Origin of the sequence: Algoriphagus jejuensis, from assembly GCF_039523455.1 — a bacterium.
In the GTDB taxonomy this organism is placed as follows: domain Bacteria; phylum Bacteroidota; class Bacteroidia; order Cytophagales; family Cyclobacteriaceae; genus Algoriphagus; species Algoriphagus jejuensis.
Genome location: NZ_BAAAFI010000040.1, coordinates 1 through 23,275 on the forward strand (window position 1 = coordinate 1; position 23,275 = coordinate 23,275).

25 protein-coding genes are annotated in these 23,275 nt (G+C 48.2%); 4 read left to right on the plus strand and 21 right to left on the minus strand.

The features are described from left to right. Positions 1-53: 53 nt before the first annotated feature. A complete protein-coding gene (locus tag ABD031_RS15800) occupies positions 54-551 on the minus strand; it encodes a hypothetical protein (RefSeq protein ID WP_343853178.1) in 498 nt (165 codons plus the stop codon). A 344-nt stretch (positions 552-895) separates the two neighbouring features. Further along, positions 896-2,077 carry an exo-beta-N-acetylmuramidase NamZ family protein gene (locus ABD031_RS15805; protein WP_343853180.1) on the minus strand — a complete coding sequence of 394 codons (1,182 nt, stop codon included), beginning with the start codon at positions 2,075-2,077 and terminating at the stop codon, positions 896-898. A 40-nt stretch (positions 2,078-2,117) separates the two neighbouring features. On the opposite strand from ABD031_RS15805, the gene ABD031_RS15810 reads away from it, so the two are divergent. Beyond that, positions 2,118-3,335 carry an ABC transporter permease gene (locus tag ABD031_RS15810; protein WP_343853182.1) on the plus strand — a complete coding sequence of 406 codons (1,218 nt, stop codon included), beginning with the start codon at positions 2,118-2,120 and terminating at the stop codon, positions 3,333-3,335. Here ABD031_RS15810 and ABD031_RS15815 read toward each other — a convergent pair. Then, positions 3,313-4,065: a polyprenol monophosphomannose synthase gene (locus ABD031_RS15815; protein WP_343853313.1), complete on the minus strand. Its 753-nt coding sequence runs from the start codon at positions 4,063-4,065 to the stop codon at positions 3,313-3,315. The two genes, ABD031_RS15810 and ABD031_RS15815, sit on opposite strands and share 23 nt — an antisense overlap. Before the next feature lie 97 nt (positions 4,066-4,162). Here ABD031_RS15815 and ABD031_RS15820 point away from each other — a divergent pair, with 97 nt between their 5' ends. Continuing rightward, entirely contained in the window at positions 4,163-5,053 is an 891-nt protein-coding gene (locus ABD031_RS15820) for an ATP-grasp domain-containing protein (RefSeq protein WP_343853185.1), read from the plus strand. A 162-nt stretch (positions 5,054-5,215) separates the two neighbouring features. Here ABD031_RS15820 and ABD031_RS15825 read toward each other — a convergent pair whose 3' ends face one another. The 6 genes from ABD031_RS15825 to hisG all read right to left on the minus strand — a co-directional run bounded on the left by ABD031_RS15825 (position 5,216) and on the right by hisG (position 11,377). Continuing rightward, on the minus strand, positions 5,216-6,016 hold the full coding sequence (locus ABD031_RS15825) for a tetratricopeptide repeat protein (protein ID WP_343853187.1): 801 nt from the start codon (positions 6,014-6,016) through the stop codon (positions 5,216-5,218). A gap of 372 nt (positions 6,017-6,388) precedes the next feature. Beyond that, the gene (locus ABD031_RS15830) at positions 6,389-6,748 is read right to left on the minus strand and encodes a cupin domain-containing protein (RefSeq protein ID WP_343853189.1); all 360 of its coding nucleotides are present in this window, start codon (positions 6,746-6,748) and stop codon (positions 6,389-6,391) included. A 96-nt stretch (positions 6,749-6,844) separates the two neighbouring features. After that, positions 6,845-7,942 carry a bifunctional histidinol-phosphatase/imidazoleglycerol-phosphate dehydratase HisB gene (hisB, locus tag ABD031_RS15835; protein ID WP_343853192.1) on the minus strand — a complete coding sequence of 366 codons (1,098 nt, stop codon included), beginning with the start codon at positions 7,940-7,942 and terminating at the stop codon, positions 6,845-6,847. 64 nt (positions 7,943-8,006) lie between these two features. Next, complete coding sequence (gene hisC / locus ABD031_RS15840; protein WP_343853193.1) at positions 8,007-9,080, minus strand: histidinol-phosphate transaminase; 1,074 nt, start codon at positions 9,078-9,080, stop codon at positions 8,007-8,009. Next, positions 9,077-10,372 carry a histidinol dehydrogenase gene (hisD, locus tag ABD031_RS15845; RefSeq protein WP_343853195.1) on the minus strand — a complete coding sequence of 432 codons (1,296 nt, stop codon included), beginning with the start codon at positions 10,370-10,372 and terminating at the stop codon, positions 9,077-9,079. Before hisD ends, hisC begins: the two co-directional genes overlap by 4 nt. Before the next feature lie 144 nt (positions 10,373-10,516). Next, positions 10,517-11,377: an ATP phosphoribosyltransferase gene (hisG, locus tag ABD031_RS15850; protein WP_343853197.1), complete on the minus strand. Its 861-nt coding sequence runs from the start codon at positions 11,375-11,377 to the stop codon at positions 10,517-10,519. 348 nt (positions 11,378-11,725) lie between these two features. Here hisG and ABD031_RS15855 point away from each other — a divergent pair, with 348 nt between their 5' ends. Together ABD031_RS15855 and ABD031_RS15860 are read left to right on the plus strand one after the other, a co-directional pair. Continuing rightward, positions 11,726-12,037, plus strand: a complete 312-nt coding sequence (locus tag ABD031_RS15855) for a PBECR2 nuclease fold domain-containing protein (RefSeq protein ID WP_343853199.1) — start codon at positions 11,726-11,728, stop codon at positions 12,035-12,037. Next, positions 12,025-12,249 (plus strand): DUF2283 domain-containing protein, encoded by a 225-nt coding sequence (locus ABD031_RS15860; RefSeq protein ID WP_343853201.1) that lies wholly within the window; start codon positions 12,025-12,027, stop codon positions 12,247-12,249. The genes ABD031_RS15855 and ABD031_RS15860 overlap by 13 nt, the downstream gene beginning before the upstream one ends. A 17-nt stretch (positions 12,250-12,266) precedes the next feature. Here ABD031_RS15860 and ABD031_RS15865 read toward each other — a convergent pair whose 3' ends face one another. From ABD031_RS15865 to ABD031_RS15920, 12 genes are all read right to left on the minus strand, one after another. Beyond that, a complete protein-coding gene (locus ABD031_RS15865) occupies positions 12,267-14,552 on the minus strand; it encodes a S9 family peptidase (RefSeq protein ID WP_343853203.1) in 2,286 nt (761 codons plus the stop codon). Positions 14,553-14,653: 101 nt separating this feature from the next. Continuing rightward, the gene (locus ABD031_RS15870) at positions 14,654-15,208 is read right to left on the minus strand and encodes a DUF4287 domain-containing protein (RefSeq protein WP_343853205.1); all 555 of its coding nucleotides are present in this window, start codon (positions 15,206-15,208) and stop codon (positions 14,654-14,656) included. A gap of 123 nt (positions 15,209-15,331) precedes the next feature. Continuing rightward, the gene (locus ABD031_RS15875) at positions 15,332-16,126 is read right to left on the minus strand and encodes an SDR family NAD(P)-dependent oxidoreductase (RefSeq protein ID WP_343853207.1); all 795 of its coding nucleotides are present in this window, start codon (positions 16,124-16,126) and stop codon (positions 15,332-15,334) included. 133 nt (positions 16,127-16,259) lie between these two features. Continuing rightward, complete coding sequence (locus ABD031_RS15880) at positions 16,260-16,949, minus strand: DUF4377 domain-containing protein (protein WP_343853209.1); 690 nt, start codon at positions 16,947-16,949, stop codon at positions 16,260-16,262. Position 16,950: 1 nt separating this feature from the next. Then, complete coding sequence (locus ABD031_RS15885; protein WP_343853211.1) at positions 16,951-17,640, minus strand: SGNH/GDSL hydrolase family protein; 690 nt, start codon at positions 17,638-17,640, stop codon at positions 16,951-16,953. A gap of 6 nt (positions 17,641-17,646) precedes the next feature. After that, a complete protein-coding gene (locus ABD031_RS15890; protein ID WP_343853213.1) occupies positions 17,647-18,687 on the minus strand; it encodes a S66 peptidase family protein in 1,041 nt (346 codons plus the stop codon). Between the two features lie 80 nt (positions 18,688-18,767). Continuing rightward, the gene (locus ABD031_RS15895; protein ID WP_343853215.1) at positions 18,768-19,355 is read right to left on the minus strand and encodes a hypothetical protein; all 588 of its coding nucleotides are present in this window, start codon (positions 19,353-19,355) and stop codon (positions 18,768-18,770) included. Further along, a complete protein-coding gene (locus ABD031_RS15900; protein WP_343853217.1) occupies positions 19,345-19,857 on the minus strand; it encodes an RNA polymerase sigma factor in 513 nt (170 codons plus the stop codon). Before ABD031_RS15900 ends, ABD031_RS15895 begins: the two co-directional genes overlap by 11 nt. Continuing rightward, positions 19,854-20,708: an alpha/beta fold hydrolase gene (locus ABD031_RS15905; protein ID WP_343853219.1), complete on the minus strand. Its 855-nt coding sequence runs from the start codon at positions 20,706-20,708 to the stop codon at positions 19,854-19,856. The genes ABD031_RS15900 and ABD031_RS15905 overlap by 4 nt, the downstream gene beginning before the upstream one ends. A gap of 164 nt (positions 20,709-20,872) precedes the next feature. Continuing rightward, positions 20,873-22,177: a D-alanyl-D-alanine carboxypeptidase/D-alanyl-D-alanine-endopeptidase gene (locus tag ABD031_RS15910; RefSeq protein WP_343853221.1), complete on the minus strand. Its 1,305-nt coding sequence runs from the start codon at positions 22,175-22,177 to the stop codon at positions 20,873-20,875. Continuing rightward, positions 22,155-22,550, minus strand: coding sequence for a DUF423 domain-containing protein (locus ABD031_RS15915; RefSeq protein ID WP_343853223.1), 396 nt, complete (start codon positions 22,548-22,550; stop codon positions 22,155-22,157). Before ABD031_RS15915 ends, ABD031_RS15910 begins: the two co-directional genes overlap by 23 nt. Beyond that, a complete protein-coding gene (locus ABD031_RS15920; protein WP_343853225.1) occupies positions 22,547-23,227 on the minus strand; it encodes a YggS family pyridoxal phosphate-dependent enzyme in 681 nt (226 codons plus the stop codon). The genes ABD031_RS15915 and ABD031_RS15920 overlap by 4 nt, the downstream gene beginning before the upstream one ends. Positions 23,228-23,275 lie beyond the last annotated feature (48 nt).

The window sequence follows — 23,275 nt, forward strand, 5'->3', positions numbered from 1 at the left end:
ATTTTCTTCGTGTGGTCATCACAGTAAATTTAAGGGGTTAATCATAACTTAATTTACTGTCCCGTTTTTGGGGGAATGCTCACAATTCTCTTTTGTTCTAGCCTCCCTTGTTCGGAAAGAAATTCAAATGTTAACGCTCTATCGGTTTTTTGGATGTTTTTGAACAAGTCAGTCAATTGTAGAACTTGATTTTCTCTAATGGAATTGTCGATTTGATTGACATGAAATTCCAAACTGTAAATCTTTTCTGTCGAATGATTCAAAAGCGCCAGAGAAGTGAAACTGCTATCGGAAAAGTAAAGTAAATAGTTCTTTTCTAGGTCGCCCCAAACAAATTGATCCTGTGAAATTCTGTTTATTTCCTTTCCTGACTCTTTGCTGATGAATATGATGTCTGGCGAAGCGCAACAACCACTAATCCATTTGTATTGAAACAAGAGGTAGTTTGGATACTCTTTTAGAAAACCAAGTCCTGTCCTTTCGCATCCGTAAACTGTTTCATTTTCGCAGGATTTCAAAACCACTTTTTCATTGTTTTCAAAGTCAGCCAAGCAGAATCACAGTTCCATTGCCAATACAGGCGGGAGCCATTCTGAAAACGTTGGTAATCACATTCGTAATGGTTTTCTTCAGCGATCTCAGCTTTGTCACAGGAGCATTCCAATTCTTGTGAAAATGCCTGAAAGGATATTGAAATTAGTGTGAATATGAAAATTGCTGATTGCATTGAAAATGTAATAGGAAGCAGATTTGACTTCCACATTTCATACTTAGTATAAATTCTTTCTGTTGTAACGCTTCGGAATTGCAAATTCCGAAGAACAGCGAAGAGCGGGAACCTCAACATCAGGCTTTGCCAATCTCAAATCTCAAACCTCGAATCCCAAATCCTCCTTCACTCATAAATCAAATACTTCTCCCGCATCACCTTGTACCCATCCAGTCCGGCTTTCCAGCTTTCGCGGATTTCGGATTCGGTCTTTCCGGCCAGGATCTGCTTTTTCAGTTCATCGGTGCCCACTAGGGTGTTGAAGTAGTTGTTGAAAAACTTCTCCTTCATGCCTGACTTTGTGTACGCATCCAGAAGATAGCTCAAGGTGAAGTGATGATCCATAGCTTCCCCTCTGAGATCCACACCGTAGCAGAGCTTGTCCTGAAGCGGAGGAGTCTTGGACATGCCGTCTATGCTGACGGGGGTGAAGGTGAAGTCGCCAAACTTGGGATCAGGGTAGCCATAAACCTGGAAAGGAAAATAAGTGCCTCGACCAAGCGACACCACCGTGCCCTCAAAGAGGCAGGTACTTGGATAGAGTTTGATAGCCAAGTCTGTGGGGAGGTTTGGAGATGGTTTTACCGGGAGGGCATAGGGATCGGCGTGGTTCCAGTTGGTGGCGGGAATGACTTCCAAGTCTACGCTGAGGCCTCCTTTAAGCCATTTTTCACCATTGATCATCTGGGCCAGTTCGCCTACAGTCAGGCCATGAACGATGGGGATGTTGTGCATGCCCACGAAAGATTCGAAGCCGGGCTTTAACATCGGCCCGTCGATATAGCCTCCATTGGGGTTGGGACGGTCAAATATGATGACCTTTTTCCCTTGCTCGGCACAGGCCTCCATCACGTAGTGCATGGTGCTGATGTAGGTAAAAAAGCGCGTGCCTACGTCCTGAAGGTCGAAGATCACGACATCGAGATCGGCAATCTGGGCAGCGCTCGGTTTCTTGTTGTTGCCATAAAGCGATACGATCGGCAAACCGGTCTTTTGATCTACGCTGTTGTCCACCTTTTCGCCCGCATCGGCCGTGCCACGAAAGCCATGCTCGGGCACAAAGACCTTTTTCACCGCGATGCCTTTCTCAAGCAGAAAATCCACCACATGTTGGTTGGCCGACTGGGGCAGGATGCTGGTTTGGTTGCCGACGAAACCGACCTTTTTCCCCTCTAGCAAAGGAAGGTAGAGATCCGCACGCTCGGCCCCGGTGAGAATAGTCTGCTGTGCTAGTGCCAAATGCTCCGTGCAAAGGCCAAGTGAAAACGCCAAAAAGTAAATCAGGAATGAATTTTTCGTTTGCTTCATGCTATTTTGCGGGGATTTCGAGCCAAATTAATACAAGCCCTTGAACCTTTCCTATTTCATTGCCAAAAGAATCAGTTTCAAGCAGGCCGGAGGTTTTTCTGGCACCATCCACCGGATTGCGGTAGGGAGTCTGGCTTTGGGCCTTGGGGTTTCGATCCTCGCGTTTATGGTGCTGGGCGGTTTTCAGGATACGGTTTCGGAGCGGGTTTTCGGATTCACAGGGCACTATCAGGTTCAGCGTTTTCAGATGAGCAATGCCTTCGAAGAGGTTCCTTTTTCGCTCAATTCCGAATTTTCCCAAAACACCGAAAAACTTCCTTTTCTGACACGGACGCAGACTTTTGCCCACAAAGCGGCACTGCTCAAGGGTGACGAAGAAGTAGAAGGGATTCTCATGAAGGGCGTGGGGAAAGACTTTGATACCTTGGCTTTTGCGCAATACCTCGTCGAGGGGAGGATGATTCATTTGCCTGATTCTGGAGTGAGCAACGAGGTGATGCTCAGTAGCCTGATCGCCAACAAGCTGACTCTGGAGGTAGGGGATAAGGTCACGATGTACTTTGTCCAAAACCCTCCCCGATTCAGGAGGGTAGAGGTCGTGGGAATCTTCGAAACTTACCTCGAAAACTTTGACGAAAAGATCGTGGTGGGCGAGCTTCAGACGATTCGAAACCTGAATGGCTGGACAGTGGATCAGGTCGGCGGGCTGGAGATTTTCGTAGATAATCCCAAGAAAACAGAGAACTATTTTCCCCTGATCGAAGATGAACTGGATCTTGACCTAAAGCTTGTAGATAGTCGGAAGAGGTTTTTGGAGATTTTTGACTGGCTGACCCTGCTGGATACCAACGTGATTGTTTTCGTGTCCCTCATCGGTTTTGTCGCAATTTTTAACATGGGTGCCATCCTTTTTATCCTGATTATGGAGCGCACGCAGATGATTGGATTACTGAAAGCGATGGGAGCGAGAAACTCGCAGATTCGAAAAATATTCTTTTGGAACGGAATGAAAATCCTTGGAAGGGGCTTGGTCTTGGGTAATCTGATCGGTCTGGGAATCGGATTTTTGCAATATCAATTCAGATTGGTTCCGCTCGACGCGGCGAGTTACTACATGAGCTATGTGCCGATTGAGTGGAATTGGCCTGTGTTTGTGGCGCTGAATATCGGTATAGCATTGTTGACCTCGCTGGTCTTATGGATTCCGGTGATGGTGATTTCGAGGGTTGATCCGATTAAATCGATCCGCTTTGATTGAGTTTGTAGGGGGAAAATATACTTTTGATTTTCATCCAAATCACGCCCAAAACGGCCTCTTTGAAGATTTTCGAACTCATCTTGGAAGTGCCTTTGGTACGGTCGGTGAATATGATCGGGACTTCTTTGACTTTGAATCCAAGCTTCCAAGTGGTAAACTTCATCTCAATCTGGAATGCATAGCCGATAAATTTGATTTCATCCAATTTGATCCCTTCGAGTACGCTTCGATGATAGCATTTAAAGCCAGCCGTCGCGTCTTTGACTGGAAGTCCGGTGACGAACTTGACGTATACACTTGCGAAATAGGACATCAAGACACGACCCATTGGCCAATTGACCACGTTGACGCCAGTGATGTAGCGGGAACCGATGGCTAAGTCAAAATCTCTCTCCTTTACTGCGTCGTAGAGGTGAATGAGATCTTTTGGATTGTGGGAAAAATCGCAGTCCATCTCAAAGATGAAGTCATAGGGACGCTCGAGTGCCCATTTAAACCCGGCGATGTAGGCTGTTCCTAGCCCGGATTTTCCTTTTCGCTCCAACAGGTGAAGTCGATCAGGATAATTAGCTTGAAGGGATTTGACGATCGCTGCGGTACCGTCGGGAGAGCCGTCATCTATGACCAAAAGTTCAAAATCCCCTCTGAGTTCCATCACCGATTGCACCATATCGCCGATGTTTTCCAGCTCATTGTAGGTGGGGATGATGACGAGTTTCCGGTTGGCCATATTGCTATCAAAGGTCAAAAGTAAGGTTTCGGGCGGATTTTTGAAGAATGGCAATTGTGAATTTTGCTTAAAAGCTAGTTTTGCATAAAAAACATCCATGCCACATCAAGTTGCCATCGTCAGCTATTTGTCCGTCGGAGCCTATGATTCCAATACTGTAGATGAAGACAAAATCTTGTCCTCGATCCTGACCGAATTGGGAATTGCGCACGAAATTCGGGTATGGTCAGATTCCTCCGTTGATTGGACAGGTTACAGCTATTTGTTGATCAAATCCCCCTGGGACTATTTTGATTATTATCCCGAATTTTTGGATTGGATTAAGAAAATCAGGGCGTTGGGAATTCCAGTTTGGAATGATTTGGATACCGTCGTCTGGAACTCGAGCAAGGAGTATCTTCTTGAAATTGAAGCCAAAGGTTTTCCGGTAGTTTCCGGAATGATCTTGAAAAAAGGAAGTAAGCCCGACATATTAGAGATAGCGGAAAAAGTCAAAAGTGGCACGATCGTGGTCAAACCTTTGGTCAGCGGCGGAGCAAAAAACACGCATAAGATTCCAGTGGAAAAATGGGTGGACTTTGAAGGGAAAGTCACTCAGTTCATGCAATTTGAGGATTTTTTGGTACAGCCCTTTGTGTCAGAGGTCGCTGAGGTGGGGGAATATTCCCTGATTTTTTTCAATAAAAAGTTTTCACACGCAGTCTTGAAAACTCCGGCTAAGTCGGATTTTCGGGTACAGCACTATTTTGGAGGTACTATCCAAGAGATTCAGCCCAGCGTTGCGATGTTGGATTCCTGTCAAAAGCTAGTCAATGAATTTGGCTCAAAAACGCTTTATGCCCGGGTAGATGGGGTGGAGATTGGTGGCGTTTTCCATTTGATGGAGTTGGAGTTGATCGAGCCCTACCTGTTTTTGGCGTTGTCGGAAAAGGCGATTCCAAATTATAGAGAGGCCTTGAGGGAGAGGCTTTTGGAGAATGTAGGTTGAGATGCTGAGCTCTCCGCGATTTGCGCAATCGCAAGGCTGGTTTCTATGAAGTCGTCTGGCATTTCTACGCAGGGAGTTTTCTCCTATCGTCGTGATGACCTCTACCTAGCTGAGTCTACTTCGATCGTCGACATGACAGATGGCTAGACGAGCTTATTTCCTTCACAAACAATACTCCTCCAAGTGACTATCTGCATAGTCACTGCCCTTTTTGGCTGCTTCTTGGATTAGCTGGCAGCCTTCCGGATTTCCCATCTTAGCGAGGCAGATTCCTTTTCTGGCCAAGGCTTCGATATGATTGGGCTGATTTTTTAACACGAACTCAAAGTCCTCCAAGGCCCAGGGCAGGTAACCGATCTTCAACATAGCAAAGCCACGGTTATAGCGGGCGGCGAGGTTGTCCGGTTCTTTTTTGAGATAGGTGTTGAAAGAAGCCGCTGCGCCATAAATATCTCCGCGGCTTGCACGGGCCATGCCGGTATAGTAGTAGACCGGAGCAAATTCCGGATTCATCTTTTCCGCTTGCTTGAGAAAAATCTCAGCTCTGTCCCAGTTTTTGACCATCAACTGAGAACGACCGGTGAGGTAAACGATCTCAAAGTCCTCCGGTTCCAGACTTGCTGCCTTCAGGATATATAATTCTGCATCTTGGTAAAACTCCCTTTCGAAGAGGATCTTCCCGATTGCAGCATACGCTTGTGCATAGTTGGGATCGATGTCGCGTATGCGGTTGAAGTCATCCAAGGCTTTATCGAAGTCTCCCAACTCTTCATAGCAGCGGGCTCGTATGTGTAAGGATTTTACCTCATTGACGTGAATAAACAAGCGTCGATTGATAGCCTGAATGGCCCGTTCGTATTTCCCATCCCTATACATAGCCTCGATCTGTGCGGGATCGGCTGAGCAGGAGAGCAGCAAAAACGTGCATGAGATGATCGTAGAAATATTTAAAAATCGTTTCATAACGAAATAAACAAAAATACAACCGGATTGTAAAGGGGAAGGGTTAAAAATTCTGGGAGGTCAGGAGGCGGTTTCAAGCTAAGCTCAGGTGGAGGTATTTTGGATAGAATTCCCATTTCGACTCCAAGTCATTTTGAAATCCTGCTCAACATCAAAGGGGGGAGGGGGATTGGGAGAGGATTTAATCGTTGACTCCGTCGTTCCTCGGGATTTGCAATCCTAGGGCAGAATCTTTCGGATTACAAATCCTGAGATACAACTTCGGAATTGCAGATTCCGAAGAGCGGGCTTTTCAACTCTCTTTTTCAAAAAAAAACTGCCGGAGGTTTAGCTCCGGCAGTTTTACAAATCGATCTTATTTTTAGGGCATTTTCAGATTCGATCCAGCTTCGTTTTGGTCAGTTCTGATTCAGCGTCACCCGTATTCAGGGTGCTGGCTGGCTCAAAGAGCATGACCCAGACTTCCTCTGTCGCCACAGGCCGATGTTCGACTCCCTTCGGAACAATCAAAAACTCATTCTCTTCGATGGTCACCGTCTTGTCCCTGAATTCCATAGAAAGAGTGCCCTTTACAACAAAGAAAAGCTCGTCCTCAGCATCGTGTTTATGCCATACAAACTCGCCCTGAAGCTTAGCCAATTTGACGTGCTGGCCGTTGAGTTCGCCGACGATTTTTGGTGTCCAGTGCTCGCTGAAAAGTCCGAATTTCTCGTTTAGGTTAACTTTTTCCATTCTTTAAACAATAGAGGATAAATCTGTCTTACTAATCATATTCATAATCTCATTTTGCTCGGCTGTGGACTGTCGTTTGTCGACCGTTGACGAAATTTAAAGCACTCCTTTGGTACTTGGAAGCTGGTTGATGTTACGGGGATCACGCATCACGGCCATCTTGATCGCGCGGGCAAGTCCTTTGAAAGTTGCCTCGATCTTGTGGTGCTCGTTGTCACCTTCTACTTTGATATTGAGGTTGCACTTGGCGGTGTCGGAAAAGGACTTGAAGAAGTGGTAAAACAGCTCTGTAGGCATATCACCAACTTTTTCACGCTTGAAGTCCGCATCCCAAACCAGCCAAGGTCTTCCACCAAAGTCGATTGCCACCTGAGCCAGGGAATCGTCCATGGCCAGTAAAAAGCCATAGCGATAGATTCCTTTTTTGTCGCCCAAAGCCTTCAAATAAGCTTCGCCCAAAGCCAAAGCCGTGTCTTCAATGGTATGGTGCTCGTCGATGTGGAGGTCGCCTTTGACCTGAATCTCCAAGTCCGTGCTACCATGCTTCCCGAGTTGCTCCAGCATGTGGTCAAAGAAATGCAGACCTGTAGAGATCTTGCAGTTTCCACTTCCATCCAGGTTCAACTTGATGTAAATGTCCGTTTCGGAAGTCTTACGGCTTACCTCCGCAGCGCGAGGCGGCATTTTGAGAAAGTCGTAGATCTCATCCCAGTCTGTCGTAGAAAGTGCCGAATCAGGGTTGGCCTCCCCGATGAAGATGGCTTTGGAACCGAGGTTTTTCGCCAGCTGAACGTCGGTCAGGCGGTCGCCGATTACATAGGAATTAGCCAGGTCGTATTCTTCGGAAAAGTATTGGGTAAGCAAGCCCGTGCGAGGCTTGCGGGTTGGCGCATTTTCATGCTCAAAAGTCTTGTCCACATGAATCGCCTTGAAGAAGATATTTTCCTGCTCCAGGGTTTTCAGCATCTTGTATTGCGCTGGCCAGAAGTCCTTTTCGGGAAAAGAATCCGTACCCAAGCCGTCTTGATTGGTCACCATGACCAATTCGTAGTCGGTCTCCTCCGCGATCTTGCGAAGGTTGGAGATGGCTTTGGGGAGAAATTCGAGCTTTTCCAGGCTGTCTACCTGAAAATCTGTAGGTGGCTCCTTGATGATGGTGCCGTCACGATCTATGAATAGAACTTTCTTTTTCATGTACGATTTTGGATTTATGATTTACGGGCTGATTTTCAGGATTTGGTTTTACCCAACCTCTGTTTTAGTGCCTGGAGGATTCGATTTGAGAATTGACTTTGGAAAGTGCCGACAAAAACGCTTCGTTTTCTCCCCTCGTCCCGACGGTGATCCGTAGGCAGTCCTCGCAAAGCAGGACTTTGGCGCGGTTTCGCACGATCACTTTTTCTTCGATCAGGTCGTCATAGACTTGCGTGGCGTTAGGCATTTTCACCAAAAGGAAGTTCGCATGGGAAGGATGGATCTTTTGCACGAAAGGCAACTTTTCCAATTCCGCCTGCAGGAAATCCCGCTCGTCGAGGATCTCCCGGATCATGCGATCCACCTTTTCCTTATCCGTGATTGCCGCCAAGACGGTGTCTTGGGTAAGCCCCGAGATGTTGTAGGGCGGCTTGATCTTGTTGAGGATGCGTATGATTTCCTCACTGGCAAAAGCCATCCCGAGACGCAAAGAGGCTAGGCCCCAAGCTTTGGAGAAGGTTTGCATCACGAGCAGGTTGGGATAATTGTCCAGCTCGGTCGTGAAGCTTGGCTCGTCGCTGAAGTCAATGTAGGCCTCGTCGACCACGACCAGACCTTTGAAGTTCTTCAGCAGGAATAGCACATCCTCACGCTTGGCCTTGTTGGCCGAAGGGTTGTTGGGCGAGCAGATGAAGAGGATCTTGGACTTGGCGTCGGCCGCTGCCAGGATCTTTTCGGGCTGAAGCTGGAAGTCCTCCGTCAGGGCGACTTTGCGGATCTCCACGTCGTTGATATTGGCGCTGACCTCGTACATCCCGTAAGTGGGAGGCAGGAGGATCACGTTGTCTTTGCCCGGATTGCAAAAGGCTCTATAAAGCAGATCGATTGCTTCGTCGGAGCCATTTCCCAAGAAGATCTGGGTCGGACGTACGGCCTTGATCTTGGCGATCTCAGCCTTCAAAGCGCTCTGGTAGGGGTCTGGATAGCGGTTGAAATCCTGCTCGGTGATCGAGCCAAATGGGTTTTCATTGGCGTCTAAGAACACACCTTCCTTGCCGGTGTATTCGTCCCGAGCTGAAGTATAGGGTTGAAGTTTTGCGATGTGTGGCCGCAAAAGTGAATTCAGGTCGAAGCTCATTTCTTTTTGCCTTTCAGGTAGTTAAGACGGATAGTGACGGCGTTCTTGTGCGCGTGAAGCAACTCATTTTCGGCCATCACCTCCACGATCGGACCCAAGGTTTTCAAACCTTCCGGACTGATCTTTTGATAGGTGATCTTTTTGACAAAAGAATCCAGGGACACGCCACTGTAGTTGCGGGCGTAGCCATAGGTCGGCAGGGTATGGTTGGTGCCACTGGCATAATCTCCTGCGGATTCCGGAGTATAATTTCCGATGAAAACCGAACCTGCATTGACGATCTTGTCGACGACCTCGTCTTCATTTTCCACGGCGATGATCAGGTGCTCGGGAGCGTATTGGTTGATCAGCGAGATCGCTTTTTCCTGATCTTCCATCACCACGGCAGTGGAATTGGAAAGCGCCTTGTAAGCGATGTCCTTTCGCGGTAGCGTCTCCAGCTGTTCATTGATTTCTTTCAAGACCTTCTTGGCAAATTTCTCCGAAGGAGTCACCAAGACGACCTGGGAGTCGATGCCATGCTCAGCCTGCGAAAGCAAATCCGCCGCGACAAATGCGGGAACCGCGGACTCATCGGCATACACCAAGACTTCCGAGGGCCCGGCAGGCATGTCGATCGCTACGCCGTACTTGGTCACCAACTGCTTCGCTGCGGTGACGTATTGGTTGCCCGGGCCAAAGATCTTGTCGACTTGGGGCACGCTTTCCGTACCGAAGGTCAACGCGGCAATAGCCTGCGCTCCTCCCACTTTTACAATCTTGCTGATGCCAATCAGATCGGCGGTAAAGAGGATCGCGGGATGGATTTTTCCCTCACGGTTTGGGGGCGTGCAGAGGACGATTTCTTGGCAACCGGCCAGCTGCGCGGGGATACCCAGCATCAGCACCGTGCTAAAAAGCGGAGCGGTACCTCCCGGAATGTACAGGCCGACGCGCTGGATGGGGACACTTTTTCTCCGGCAAACCACTCCCGGCATGACTTCTTCGACCAAGTCCGGAGTGGCTTGGGCAGCGTGGAAGCGCTCCACATTTGATTTGGCCACGGCAATGGCGGCTTTCAGCTCCTTGCTTACCAGTTCTTTGGCGGCAGTGATTTCCTGTTCGGTCACCAGCAGGGTGTCGAGTTGCACATGATCGTATTCCTGGGCAAATTTCTTAAGTGCCTTGTCACCGCTTTTCTCCACCTTTTTCAGGATAGGCTTGACGATCTTGTTGATCTGCTTGGTTTTATGGACTGGACGGGCCAGGTTTTTTTTACACTTTTCGGGCGATGGGTTGACCAAGAGTTGCATAGGATGTTGAAAATTAAGATTGTCCGAAGGCGATTTTGGTGGAACGACAGAAGACAGAAGGCAGAAGACCGAAGACGGAAGTGCCACCAAATTTTGGCCTTGACGATTTGCTGCTGACTGTCGACCGTTGACTGTTGACTAAGATTAAATAACCATTTTTTCGATTGGAACCACCAAGATGCCCTCTGCACCGGCGGCGCGGAGTTCTTCGATGTTTTCCCAAAACTGATCTTCACTCAGCACGGAGTGGATGGAAGACCAGCCCTCTTGCGCCAAGGGTAGGATGGTAGGGCTTCTCATGCCGGGGATGAGCTCGATGATGCGCTGTATCGAATCGTTGGGTGCATTCATCAGCACGTACTTGTTGCTTTTGCCTGTTTGGACGGCGTTGATTCTAAAGAGCAACTTGTCCAGGATGACCTTCTTCCAATCTGCCAGATTTTTGTTGCCGATCAAAACTGCCTCGGATTTGAAGACTTCTTCGACTTCTTTGAGGCCGTTCATCATGAGGGTAGAGCCTGAGCTGACGATGTCAAAGATGCCTTCGGCCAATCCGATGCTGGGAGCAATCTCTACCGAACCGCTGATTTCGTGGATTTCGGCGTTGATCTTTTGGGTCTTCAAGTAGTCGCCGAGAATTTTCGGATAGGAAGTGGCGATGTTTTTTCCTTCGAAATACCCGATGCCGGAGTAGTCCTGACCTTTCGGAACGGCGAGGGAAAGACGGCATTTGGAGAAGCCAAGCTTCTTGAGTGTATCGACGTCTTTGTCTTTTTCGACGAGTTCGTTTTGGCCGACGATGCCCAGATCAGCGACGCCGTCAGCGACATAGCCGGGGATATCGTCGTCGCGGAGGAACAGAAACTCAGCAGGAAAATTGGTCGAGGTGGACTTGAGTTTGCCCGTACCGTTGTAAAATTTGATGCCGCACTCTTTGATTAGGCTGAGTGAGTCATCGGATAGTCTGCCGCTTTTCTGCACGGCAATGCGGATGATTTGTTCCATGGGGACAAGTTACGCTTGGAAAGTTTTGGTTTCAGTAAAATTTTGGTGGATGGCCGAATCCCTGTCATCAGCATCACCGGATGGGGTATGTAAAAGTCTTCCTCAGGAGGAATGATGGAAGTGATGCAGCATGTAGGCGTGCTGTGCATTTGCTAAAAATCCAATATTTCTATTGTTGTTTTCCATTCAGGTTGGCAAAGATAACCGGGCGATGAAAGAATGCAAATTTTGAGGTGAAATTGTTGGAAGCGGGATGCTGGGTGTCGGATAGAATGAAGTTAGAACTCTGTTTTTAAGCTGTGTTAGAGAGATGGTCACTAAGATGTGAGAAATTGTTATTTTAAGAGGATGCAAACTGTGCTGTCAATCGATCAAGTGCCTATTCGTGTGCCAGATGAAAGATGGGAGCATGTGGCATTGGGACATCCAGAAATGCTTAATTATAAGAAGGAAGTGTTAGAGACCTTGCAGCTGCCAGATTTTGTGTTTGAAGGAAATAGTAAAGAAAAAATTGCTGTAAGAGATTATTTAAGCAACTTCGGGAAGCTCATTGTTGTTGTTTACCGAGAATCAACTCGAGACGAGGGGTTTCTAATTACCTCGTTTTTGATATCAAAATTGGATCGGCTAAAAAATAAAAAACTGCTATGGAGACGATAGACTATAAGGACATCAAGGCGGTTTTGCCCTATTTTCTAAAGCATAAATTTCTGTGGACTAGCTATGACGAGCAGTCGGACGTGCTATACGTCCACTTCAAAGAAAATGCGATTTCCGATGACTCTGAAATGACGAAGGATGATCTTATCATAAGATATGAAGGTGGTGAAGTAGTGGGGATCACCCTTTTGAATGCCAGCAAACGAATGTGATTCGTTTTTAGCTGTTTCTAGTCCTCCAACTGCAGCTGATAATGCCTTATCGGCTTTTCTCCCATAAGGTGCTCGATGAAATAGTCCCAGCGCTTTTTGGTGAAGTAATCTCCCGGAGGGCGGCCAAAGCTGTGGTTGCGGCTCGGCCATATAAAGAGGTCAAAGTCCTTTCCGGCTTTGATGAGATTTTCGGCCAGCTTGAAGGTAGCCGAAGGGTTCACGTTTTCGTCTATTCCACCATGAGCCAGGAGCAAATGTCCTTTTAGATTGGCGGCATTGGTGATGTTGGATTGCTCGTGGTAGTAGTCGCCGATGGGGTAACCCATGTACATCTCCGGCCACCAGGCTTTTTCCATCCGGAAATCATGGTCTCCAGCTGAGGCCACGCCGACTTTGTAGAAGTCGGGGTGCAAAAGCATGGCCCGTCCTGCATCGTATCCTCCGGCAGAGTGTCCGAAGATCCCAACCCGGTTGATGTCCAGGAATTTCACCTTTTCCGCCAGCTGTGTGATCGCCAAGACATGGTCTGTGGTGCCGTCACCGAGATTGTTGTAGGACACGTCGGAGAAGGCCTTGGATCTGCCAGCTCCCCCAAGTCCGTCCACCGTCACCACGACAAACCCGATCTCTGCGGTTGCCTGCTGATGGCCAAGGATCGCCGATTTAAATGTTTTTGGCGCAGTGGAGGTATGCGGGCCAGTATAGGTGTAGTCGATGACAGGGTATTTCTTTTTCGTATCAAAAGTAGTGGGGAGAAAATATACGCCGTGGATCTCTGTCTTGCCGTCTTTGGCAGTTGCGGTAAAGGGAACTGGCAGTTTGTAGCCGCGTCTCGACAGGTTGCTGATGTCAGCCTTGGATATTTGGTGGATTCGTTCGCCGCTTTTCAGGTCGATCAGGACGGATTGGGTAGGCTGGTTGGCGGCGGAGAAGTTGTCCACGGCAAATTTCCCGTCAGGTGAAATGTAAACTTCGTGGAAGGCATTTTCGGGAGTCAGCAACTGTAGGTCAGAGCCGTCGAGATTGACGCGGTAGAGGTGGTTGAAATAAGGGTTTTCGCCTGCTTCTTTGCCGGAAGCCTCGAAGTAGAGCAGGCCGTTTTCTTCGTCCAAATAACTCAGTCTATTGACCACAAACTCGCCCGTAGTGATGGGGTGGAGTTCCGCACCCGTGACCCAGTCGTGAAGGTAAAGTTGGTTCCAGCCGGATTTTTCGGAGCTGATGATGAACGTTCCATCTTCCAATCTTCGGAAGGCATGCTCCCGGTTGATGTGGGTGGGGGCGGACTCGGAGTATATCTGGCGTATGTCAAACGTTTCGGTATTCATCTCAAGGAGCAGGAACTCCTTGAAACCTCTTGGGAAATGAAAGCCATTGAGTTTTTTGCTATCCTCCGACCAGCGGAGGCTGATACCGATGAAATGGGGAGAGGCGAGTGCTGGCAGCTTTTGCTCTGTTTTTTTCTCCAGATCAAAAACCACCGGAATATACATGACCACGGTACTGTCTCCAGGAGACCCACGATAGTAGGAGAGCAGTTCGGGGCGGAATTTTTCATCCTTGCTGAAGTCCAGCAGGTACATCTTTTCCGCTAGGCGCAGATCCACGATCTGGGTATAGATCTTTTTGGAGTCGGGCGACCAGTTGACGGTAAAGTGGGGAGGCCTTTCGCCATTTTCACCGCTCATGAGATCGCTCCATCCGTAGTAGGAGGCGTATTCGAAGCCCTTTTTTCCATCAAAACTCACCTGAGTCTCCTCTCCGGTGGACAGGTTTTTCACGTAGAGGTTATAGTTTTTGGAGTAGGCCATCCATTTTTTGTCGGGAGAAAAGGATTCCATCTCGTTCCGATCCGACATCGGGAGTGACTCCAGCGAATCATTTTTGGTATTCCATACCCAGTTGTGGCTTCTCCACACAAAAGTGACTTTGGAGCCGTTGCTCAGGGATACGCGCTCGATGGGGAGCTCGCGGGGGTCTATCTTTTCACCGCTTTTGTCCTCGAGGAGTTTGGCAAGTTTTGAGTGGTCAAAGGCGGGGATCGTCGTCAATGCCTCCGTGTCGGTCTTGAAGAAGCGCTTCCCCTCAGCGGTGTAGGTCGAGTGGACAAATGCCCGGCTTTCCTGAGTCCAGGAAGGGATTACTTCGAGATGATAGACTTCCTTTTGGATGGAATTGAGCAGGAAATACTCTGCGCGGTGATACGTGTCTTCGGTGATTTGGGCGCTCAGCCTCTGGGGCGAGATGCTGGCAAGTGCAAGGAAGAGGGCTGGAAAAATCGCGGAATATTTGGAGCTGTTCATGAAACAAGGTTTAGGGCATATTTGAAGATAGCCAAAAAGAAAAAAGGGCAGCCCTGAATTTGTACAGGACGGCCCTTTTTCATGTAGGAGGAAAATAGATATTATCCTGCGGCATCGTAGGCTCTCTGGAGCCAGTCGATCAATTCGGGGGTTATTTGCTCCTCGTGGTTGACGACTACTTTGTGGCTGCACATGGCGTTTGACTTGCTTTCCAATTCCAAGATTCCCTCGGCTGGATGGCCTTTGAGATTGATGCCGACCTCGTATCGGGTCTTGGTAGCGGGCACCAGCATAGCAAACTGTTTCTTGCGCTTGACGCTCACATAAGTGTTCTTAGGTACAAACTCAACGTCTTTCCCCAGGCTCGCAATTTCGGTTCTAATTTTTTCATAAATAGGCCAAAACGACTCTTTGCCCACATACTGCTTTTTCACCAACTCATCCTGATCATCGGCAGAACCCGCATCGGATTTGAGCGCCTTATGCGCCACCAGATTTGCAAACCCGTGTGTGAAGCCGTGATTTTCCTTTAGGAACTTCAGGATTTCTCCGTGTTTTTGGAGCTTCTCGGCGTTGACGATTTTGATCCACTCGTCCAGGGATTTCCCTGTGTTTTTGTGGAGATTGTCGATCATGGTTTGGGTGGCTGCATCCATAGGATTCTGGGTTTTGGTGAAGTCTTGATGTATGGAGAGTGCTGATGACGCTGCTTACTTGGTCTGCAAAACTGACCGAACATGGAGCAGCGCCAGTCGATACCTACAACTCGTTTTGTGAATTTACAAAATCGACTTGACCAATCCGCCCTCTACCCGAATTGAAGCGCCATTGGTGGCAGAGGCGAGTGGGCTGGAGTAATACACGACGGTATCAGCTACTTCCTCCACCTCGGCAAATCGCTGAATCAGTGAGGTAGGACGCATGTCTTTGAAAAACTCCCGCTCCACTTCAGCGGTGCTTTTCTTTTCCACAACAGCCAGCTCTTCGATATATTGACTTACTCCCTTGGATTTGGTTGGGCCCGGTAGGATGGAATTGACGGTCACGGCTGTGCCTTTTGTCATCTCGGCCAAACCTCGGCTTACGGCAATCTGGGCGGTTTTAGTCATGCCGTAGTGGATCATTTCTTCGGGTATGAATACGCCTGATTCGCTGGAGACGAAGATAACTCGGCCCCAGTTTTTCGCCAGCATCTTTGGGAAATAGTGGCGGGCGAGTCGGATGCCGCTTAGCACATTGATCTCAAAGAAGCGGAGCCAGTCTTCGTCGGGAATATCGGCAAAGGTTTTGGGCTCAAAGATCCCCGTATTGTTGATTAGGATGTCGACTTCGGGCACTTGGGAAAGAAGCTTGTTGACCTCATCGGCTTTGGCAAGATCAGCAGCTACGCCGGCGATGTCGGCATTGGGATAGCTAGCTTTCAGCTCAGCGATAGCCTGGTCGACGCTTCCCTGACTCCGGCCGTTGATGACGACGCTGGCACCTTCGGCCAAAAAACGTGAAGCGATCGCATATCCGATTCCTGCGGTAGAACCGCTGATTAGGGCTTTCTTGCCCTTGAGTTTTAAATCCATGTGGTAGTAAATTGGTTTGAAAAGATCCTATGTCCCGAAAAGTCGGGAAAAGGGAAAACGGCAGGGCGGAAATAAAAATTCCCCGCCAATACATTTTTATAAAGACGGGGAATAGGTACAGGCTGGCACCGTCTCAATCCACCGCCCTCAAGCTCATCAAGGCTTGTCCTTTTTCATCCCGGAGATAGAGCACATTGTTTTCGATCTCGAAACTGCGAATCAGCTCCATTACTTTCTTGACCTCGCTTTCCACCGTCATATCCGGGCAGGCCATCATAGTCGCCGCCCCTTGGCCGAATCGAATCCTATTTTCACCTTCTAGAAAGAACCCGCCGCGGATGGAATTACAGCCTGTTTCCCCAAAGTAAGAGCTTTGGGAACCGTTGATCTCAAAGACCAACGCCTCACCTTTTGCTGACTTTGGATCTTTGATCGAGCCCACATGTAGGAGTTTCCAGATGTTGGTCAGGGCCAATTTCGGATCGGGGTTCTTACTGATCTGTTTTACAAGTTTGTATGACAACGAAGAAGCATCGGCCGGAATAGGTTCTTCTTTCTTGCTGACTTCAACTTCGAGCTGGTAGATGAAGCCTGGCTCGTACTCAAAACCCGAGATTTGGTCGTAAAACAGTTTCCATTCGCCTTCCTCTATGGATTCACCTTTTTGGATCTGCATACAGGTCATGGGACCGGCACCGGTGCAATCGACTTTGGCGGAATTGACCCACCACGTTTCAGTGTTTGCCTCGGCTTTTCCAGAACCTTGTTTTTCGCAGGTTTGTGCCATCAGAAGTACAGCGAGTACGGAAAGTAGGATTTTCATATCAAAATTTGATTTCTTGAACTTGGGTTAAAAGCTTTTGCGTCCAGCGTGAATAGACCAAGCCTGAAGGGTGGAGTTCGTCCTCGACGACCATTTCAGGTTGAAATCCAATCGCCCGATAGTCCGCTGTGATCTCAACGAAGGCTACGCCCAATTGGCTACACACCGCTTTTTTCGCGGCATTGTAAGCATCGATCTCCACGGCTACTTTTTTCTGATCTGATCCTTTGTTTAGTGCAAAAGGAGTGACGCCCCAATCGGGAATGGATACTACGACCACATGATCCTTTTTACCCCGCGCGAATCCGATCGCCCGAGTCAGCAGAGCCTCAAACTCCTTCTCAAACTCGGCTACCGACCGGCCGCGATATTGGTTATTGACACCTATGAGTAAGGTGACCAAGTCATATCCCTGTGGATTGGTTTCCGAGCCATCGATACCCGCTTGGAGTTCGTCCACCGTCCATCCGGTTTTGGCGATGATCTGTGGATCTGACCAAGTGTCATTACCCATTGAATTTAAAGCTCGAACAAGCTGAACGGGGTAGCGGTCTTTTTCCGCAACACCCTCTCCAATCGTATAACTGTCGCCAAGGGCGAGGTAGGTGAGTGGCTTCTGATTTTGTAATGAATGTTCTGACATGGCGAGAATCGTTAGAGAGAGTTGAAAAATCGAGATAAGAAAAGACATCTTTTTTTAGGATTGAAAAAGCTTCTGGGTCACCGTGATCGTTCCCAAGTCTGCATCCAACTCAACTTCCGCACCGACGGGGATGATAAACTGGCGGGACACGTGTCCGATCATCGCGCCGGTATAAGCTGGGATTTTAAGGGGTAGGACGTAGTGATCCATGATTTGATCGACCGTGAATGCCCCATATCCTCCACCGGGCGAGCAGTCCGAGCATTGCCCGAAGACAAAACCTTTGATCTTGTCCAAAGTGCCGTTCAGCTTTAGCGTACTCATCATTCGGTCGATCTTGTAGGGATCCTCGCCAATGTCTTCTATGAATAAAAGAGCATCCTGAAATTCAGGGTAGTATGGCGTTCCTGATAAAGAAGTCAATACAGTTAGGTTCCCTCCGAGAATCTTTCCTTTAGCCTTGCCACCAGTGAGCGTTTGGATGCGGTTTGCCTTGGCGACGAGCTCATCTCCTTTGCTGGTTTCGTTTTTGAAGACGATCGGTTCGGTGCCGAAAAAGACCTTTTCAAACTGCTTTACATTGAAGCTGTTCCAGCTGCCCGAACCATTTGGTCCATGGAAGGTGTTCAGTCCCGTTTGACTCTGAATCGCCGAGTGGAGCGCCGTGATATCGGAGTAGCCCTGAAGCGGCTTTGGGTTTTTCTTGATCAACTCATAGTCGAGAAGGGGGAGGATTCTCGCCGCACCCGAACCTCCACGGATGCAGACAATCATCTTTACCTCTGGATCGCCAAACATGGCATTTAGGTCTCCGGCGCGTTCTTCGTCGGTTCCGGCAAGATGGCCAAAACGATTCCTGAGGTTTTCGCCCAGCTTTACCCTGAATCCCAAAGCCTCCATGGCCTCTTTCGCATAGGTGAATTCCATGCGATCTGCAGAAGCGGCTGAAGGGGAGACGATCCCGATGGTGTCTCCTTTCTTGATCGCTTTGGGCAGGAGTGCGGCCTCTGAGGCTTGATTCTTCATCTCAAAACCCAAAAAAGGTGCAGTCGTGGCCAATAACCCGAATGATTTTAGAAAGGTGCGCTTGTTCATGTTGCTGGGATTTGGCGTGAAAATAATTCCTTTTTCCGAGGGGTAGAAAGTAAAAACCCTGCCAAATGACAGGGTTATGTTTATTTTTCCAATTCAGCCAATAATTTTTCCAATTGTCTGATTATGGGTCTGGATTCAAGTTCAAAGGTTTTCCTCTTTTTTCTCAGGGTAAACCACATGATTCCAAAGACAAATAAAGTCGCCCCAAGATGCGCTGCAAGTCTTAGCTCCAAGGAAAGCGGAGAGAGAACCTCCAAATAACCCAGATTGATTGCCACGGCTAGTATAATTCCATAGGTGATCATATGTTTTTGAATGATCTTGCTGCGAAGGTTGAGTTTGCGGAGTTGATCTTCCACAAATTTCCGCTGGCTGTAGGATTCTGAATTTTCCACTGAATTCAGGAGCGATTTGCTATTGAGCCATATCACCCAGGCCATTCCAAAAGCAATTAATACCAAGGTTGAAATACCAAGTAGGCTGTCTTTTAAAGGAAGCACATAAGCCAAAAACAAGATTGTGATTGGTGTACAAATCAAGCCTAGCATCCAACCTAGTTTTTGTTTTTTCTCGTTGGCTTTCATTTGTTTGATTAGGCCGGAGAGATCAAAATCACTTGCTTTTTGGCTTTGCCAAAGTTGTTGGATATCGTTGAAGTTAGTTTCCATGGAGTTGAGGATTGAGTTTTTGGGTTAAAACTGTTTTAATCCGATTGACCTTGACGGCCACATAGTTTTCCGAGATTCCGCTGATCTCGGCGATCGCCTTGTACGGGGTGTTTTCCAAAAGCAGCGTGGCGATTACTCGATCCAATTCCGGAAGCCCGTTGATCGCTTCATACAGCCTCTGAATTCGGCTTTCCTGCAACTCCGTAAAGTTTTCAGGTTCGGCCAGATCCAGGTTTTCCGGAAGTCCGGTCTGGTTTCCCTCTTTTTTCTTTTCCCTTGCTGCGAAAGTCAGGGCGGTGTTATAGGCGATTCTGAAGATCCAGGTGCTTAGTTCGCTTTCGCCTTTGAACGTATCTAAGTGTCGCCAGATCTTGATCAGAATCTCCTGAAAGAGGTCGTTTGCAAGTTCTTTTTCCCGTACAAAGCCCAGACAAAGTCGGTACACTTTATCCTTGTGACTTTGATACAAGCCTTCGAACTGAAGTTCTTTGGAGTTTTTCATTTGAGAAACTGCGTTATCTGATCCATGAACCATTCTGGATTGTCCCACATGATGAAGTGGTGGGCTGTTGGAGCCATTTCAATTTGGATATTTTTGGCCAGCTGGTACTGGCCTTCAAAGTTCTTTTTGACGCTTGCTTCGGTCATACCGTAGTTTTTTCCCGAATACCAAGCTCCCAGGACCAAAATAGGCGTTCCCACCTCTTCCAATTCATCCCGCAGGTCCGTCGTCATCAGCGCATACATCGCCTCCGCCGTGGTATTTCGATCACTTTCGATGGACCATTCTACAGCCAAGGGAAGTTTTCCCGGGTTGCTGGTCATCACCGGCATGGTGGCTTGCTGTTGTTCCCGGTATTGCTCGGGGCTTAGCGAAAGCATCATTTTTTTCATCTGATCCGCCATTTCTACCATGTTTTCTTCGGTCGCTGCGGGATTGAAAGCTGCCGAGTAAAAAGGATAGGAATCTACTATGATGGCTTTATCGATTCGATCAGGAAGACTTTGAGAAAGCTTGAGAGAAAGAAAACCTCCCAAACTATGTCCGATGAGCACTACAGGTTCGCTTTGCTGCTGAATGTAGGAGCTGACCAACCCCTCCATTGTTGAAAGGAACCCCGCACTTAAGTCTATGGGTGAGTTTTTGGCAAATCCCGGCAAAGTCAGGACATGACACTCGTAGCTTTTGGAAAGTTGGCTGACCGTCTCATCCCAAACTTTTCCTGAAGAAGCCAGGCCAGGGATGAGGACGATTTTCGGGCCGGAACCGGTCACTTGGACTTCCAGGTTTTGGGATTGTACCGTCGCTGTCAAGCCAAAGAGGCAGAGGTAAAGAAGTATCAACTTTTTCATGGTGTTTTTTCTTCTTTAGACTAAGGCCTTGGCCAAACCTTACAGAATTTTGAAAAAATCTTCGCCGCGATAACTATCCATCCGTCCGCGCCGGAAGATGGCAAGGGTTTCGGGATTGATCTTTTACCTGCAGTTGGCAGTGGCTCCTAGCTGTTCGGAAAAACTTACAACATCTCCCTCACCATCACCATGACCTTTTCCATCTCCCGTCGCACAACTGAGGCCGTGTAGGGGTAGTTGGAGTTCATAAAGGCGAAGCAATAGGTTTTGCCGCTTTTGGTTTTGATCAGGCCGACGAGGCTATGGTTGTTGCTCATTGTGCCGGTCTTGGCAAATATGTAGGGCTGCGCTGCCCTGTAGCTGTTTTTCAGTGTACCGCTCTTGCCTCCGGTGGGCAAAATCTCGTAAAGCTGATTCTCGGGAAGGATTCGATACAGCCTTTCAAAAAGCGCCACCATGGATCGGGGTGTAAAAAGATTGTGTCGGCTCAGTCCACTTCCGTCTACCCAGTTTGGTTGGTCTGGCAGATCGAAGAAATAGGTTTTTTGGATGTATTCGATGGCGCGCTCGGTGTCCAGATTTTGAAAAAGGCGGTCGGAAACCATCAACATCAGCTGCTCGGCGATGAAGTTGTCGCTTTCGAGCATCATTTCTTTCAGAAGGGGAAAAAGCGGAGCCCCCCTCCAGCTTTGGTTTTCCAGAGGCAAAGGGTCGGGACGGTAGATCCATGGTTTCCCAGTTTCCATGCTGGCAAATTCTGTAAAAAGCTCCGGCGAAGTGAGGAAGGGAATGAATTCCTCTTTTCCCAAGAACGTTGTTGGATTGTATTCAAAGGTATTGGAGTGGAAGTCCCGTTCCAGTTCTTTGATCGGACGGGAGGTAGTCGCAACCGTGCTTTGAAATCTTGCAGGAAAGACTTGCGCTCGGCTACCGATCTTTCTCACCTGAACCAAATTGCCATAGATCGGAAGGGAAGTCCGCTCTGCCGCATAGTCGTAGTAATAGTCGTCCCACTGCCAGCCGTAGCCGAAAACCGGTGTGAGCTGATTCGCATCCGAAAAGACGACAGCCTTGAACGGGGCAAGAAACCGGGTAAAATCCGGTTGGGCAAATTCCATGTATTTCCAGCTCGGATCACCACTTCCCCATATTCTCAACGTGTCGCCATCCGTCACATAGCGCAGCGTCTGGGTGCTGTCTTGGAGGATTAGAAGTGCGGAGAAAAGGGTGAACAGTTTTGTAGTAGAGGCTGGAAGAAATCGAATCTGGGAGTTTTTCTCAAACAAAACCCGCTGCGAATCCAGATCATACAGCATGAATCCAGTCATATGCCCGCTGAAAAAGCTGGTTTCTCCCAGAGCCGATTCCAGTTTGATGTATTGATCTCGGGTAATTTGAGCGTTTGCTTCCCTGAGAAACAAAAGAAACAGCAAACTTACAAGAAGCTTAGTCGGGTAAAATTTGGTCATTTCTTAATGCGGCGTAAAACAAACCCAACCAGCCCATAATGAATCCGACACCCCCCAAAGGAGTTACAGCACCCCACCAAGTTCGCCCGGTTAAGGATAGAATGTAAAGTGATCCTGAAAACAACAGAATTCCTCCAATGAAACTCCAGACTGTGAACGGCAAGCTTTTCCAGTTCGGTCGTACCAGTGCCAAAAGGCCAATAAAAAGCAATGCCAGCGTATGGTAAAAATGATAATCGACGGCAGTTTGAAAGGTATCCACTCGACCTGTATTGTTTAGAATTTCCGCCAATCCGTGAGCGCCAAACGCACCTAGACCCACCGCAAGCGTGCCTGAAAGGCCGGCTATCATGATGATGGTTTTTCCTTTCATGTTTCAGAATAATTTCTTGCCCCAAATATCGCCGAACCGATCCGTACCATCGTGCTGCCTTCCTCCTGGGCTATCCTATAGTCTCCGCTCATGCCCATGGAAAGTTCTTGAAGCTGAACAAACCTTGGAAGATCTCTTGCTTTCAGGGAGTCAAAGAGACTTTTGAGCGAGCGGAATTCCTTGCGGATTTGGGCTACATCCTCGGTGAAAGTCGCCATTCCCATCAGTCCTTTTATCTGGACATGGCTTAAAGCAGCGAAATCGTCTGAAGCTAACATTTCTTCCAAGTCACTTCCGTCAAAGCCAAACTTGCTTTCCTCCTCGGCGATGTGCATCTGCAGCAATATCGGAATGGTTCTGTCGATCTTTTTGCCTTGCTTATTGATTTCCTTGAGGAGCTTAAAAGAATCTACTCCGTGAATCAAATGAACAAACGGCGCGATGTATTTGATCTTGTTGCTTTGCAGGTGACCAATCATGTGCCAACGGGTGTCGGCGGGCATCTCGGGCTGCTTGGTCTGGATCTCCTGAACTTTGTTTTCACCAAAATCCCGAATCCCAGCCGCATAAGCTTTCTGAAGGTCTGGAAGGGGCTTGGTTTTGCTCACGGCAATGAGCTGACAGTCGGGGTTGATAAAGGATTTTTTTACTGTTTGGAGGTTGGCTTTGATGTCCATTGTATAATTTTAGACTTCACTTTTTGCTTTTTGAGCTTAAAACAAAGA

What these genes read in the sequence shown, in the direction of transcription:
- ABD031_RS15805 (WP_343853180.1), bottom strand. Translation starts at nt 2,077, where the DNA reads ATGAAGCAAACGAAAAATTCATTCCTGATTTACTTTTTGGCGTTTTCA.
- ABD031_RS15815 (WP_343853313.1), bottom strand. Translation starts at nt 4,065, where the DNA reads ATGGCCAACCGGAAACTCGTCATCATCCCCACCTACAATGAGCTGGAA.
- ABD031_RS15820 (WP_343853185.1), top strand. Translation starts at nt 4,163, where the DNA reads ATGCCACATCAAGTTGCCATCGTCAGCTATTTGTCCGTCGGAGCCTAT.
- ABD031_RS15825 (WP_343853187.1), bottom strand. Translation starts at nt 6,016, where the DNA reads ATGAAACGATTTTTAAATATTTCTACGATCATCTCATGCACGTTTTTG.
- ABD031_RS15830 (WP_343853189.1), bottom strand. Translation starts at nt 6,748, where the DNA reads ATGGAAAAAGTTAACCTAAACGAGAAATTCGGACTTTTCAGCGAGCAC.
- hisB (WP_343853192.1), bottom strand. Translation starts at nt 7,942, where the DNA reads ATGAAAAAGAAAGTTCTATTCATAGATCGTGACGGCACCATCATCAAG.
- hisC (WP_343853193.1), bottom strand. Translation starts at nt 9,080, where the DNA reads ATGAGCTTCGACCTGAATTCACTTTTGCGGCCACACATCGCAAAACTT.
- hisD (WP_343853195.1), bottom strand. Translation starts at nt 10,372, where the DNA reads ATGCAACTCTTGGTCAACCCATCGCCCGAAAAGTGTAAAAAAAACCTG.
- hisG (WP_343853197.1), bottom strand. Translation starts at nt 11,377, where the DNA reads ATGGAACAAATCATCCGCATTGCCGTGCAGAAAAGCGGCAGACTATCC.
- ABD031_RS15855 (WP_343853199.1), top strand. Translation starts at nt 11,726, where the DNA reads ATGCAAACTGTGCTGTCAATCGATCAAGTGCCTATTCGTGTGCCAGAT.
- ABD031_RS15860 (WP_343853201.1), top strand. Translation starts at nt 12,025, where the DNA reads ATGGAGACGATAGACTATAAGGACATCAAGGCGGTTTTGCCCTATTTT.
- ABD031_RS15865 (WP_343853203.1), bottom strand. Translation starts at nt 14,552, where the DNA reads ATGAACAGCTCCAAATATTCCGCGATTTTTCCAGCCCTCTTCCTTGCA.
- ABD031_RS15870 (WP_343853205.1), bottom strand. Translation starts at nt 15,208, where the DNA reads ATGGATGCAGCCACCCAAACCATGATCGACAATCTCCACAAAAACACA.
- ABD031_RS15875 (WP_343853207.1), bottom strand. Translation starts at nt 16,126, where the DNA reads ATGGATTTAAAACTCAAGGGCAAGAAAGCCCTAATCAGCGGTTCTACC.
- ABD031_RS15880 (WP_343853209.1), bottom strand. Translation starts at nt 16,949, where the DNA reads ATGAAAATCCTACTTTCCGTACTCGCTGTACTTCTGATGGCACAAACC.
- ABD031_RS15885 (WP_343853211.1), bottom strand. Translation starts at nt 17,640, where the DNA reads ATGTCTTTTCTTATCTCGATTTTTCAACTCTCTCTAACGATTCTCGCC.
- ABD031_RS15890 (WP_343853213.1), bottom strand. Translation starts at nt 18,687, where the DNA reads ATGAACAAGCGCACCTTTCTAAAATCATTCGGGTTATTGGCCACGACT.
- ABD031_RS15895 (WP_343853215.1), bottom strand. Translation starts at nt 19,355, where the DNA reads ATGGAAACTAACTTCAACGATATCCAACAACTTTGGCAAAGCCAAAAA.
- ABD031_RS15900 (WP_343853217.1), bottom strand. Translation starts at nt 19,857, where the DNA reads ATGAAAAACTCCAAAGAACTTCAGTTCGAAGGCTTGTATCAAAGTCAC.
- ABD031_RS15905 (WP_343853219.1), bottom strand. Translation starts at nt 20,708, where the DNA reads ATGAAAAAGTTGATACTTCTTTACCTCTGCCTCTTTGGCTTGACAGCG.
- ABD031_RS15910 (WP_343853221.1), bottom strand. Translation starts at nt 22,177, where the DNA reads ATGACCAAATTTTACCCGACTAAGCTTCTTGTAAGTTTGCTGTTTCTT.
- ABD031_RS15915 (WP_343853223.1), bottom strand. Translation starts at nt 22,550, where the DNA reads ATGAAAGGAAAAACCATCATCATGATAGCCGGCCTTTCAGGCACGCTT.
- ABD031_RS15920 (WP_343853225.1), bottom strand. Translation starts at nt 23,227, where the DNA reads ATGGACATCAAAGCCAACCTCCAAACAGTAAAAAAATCCTTTATCAAC.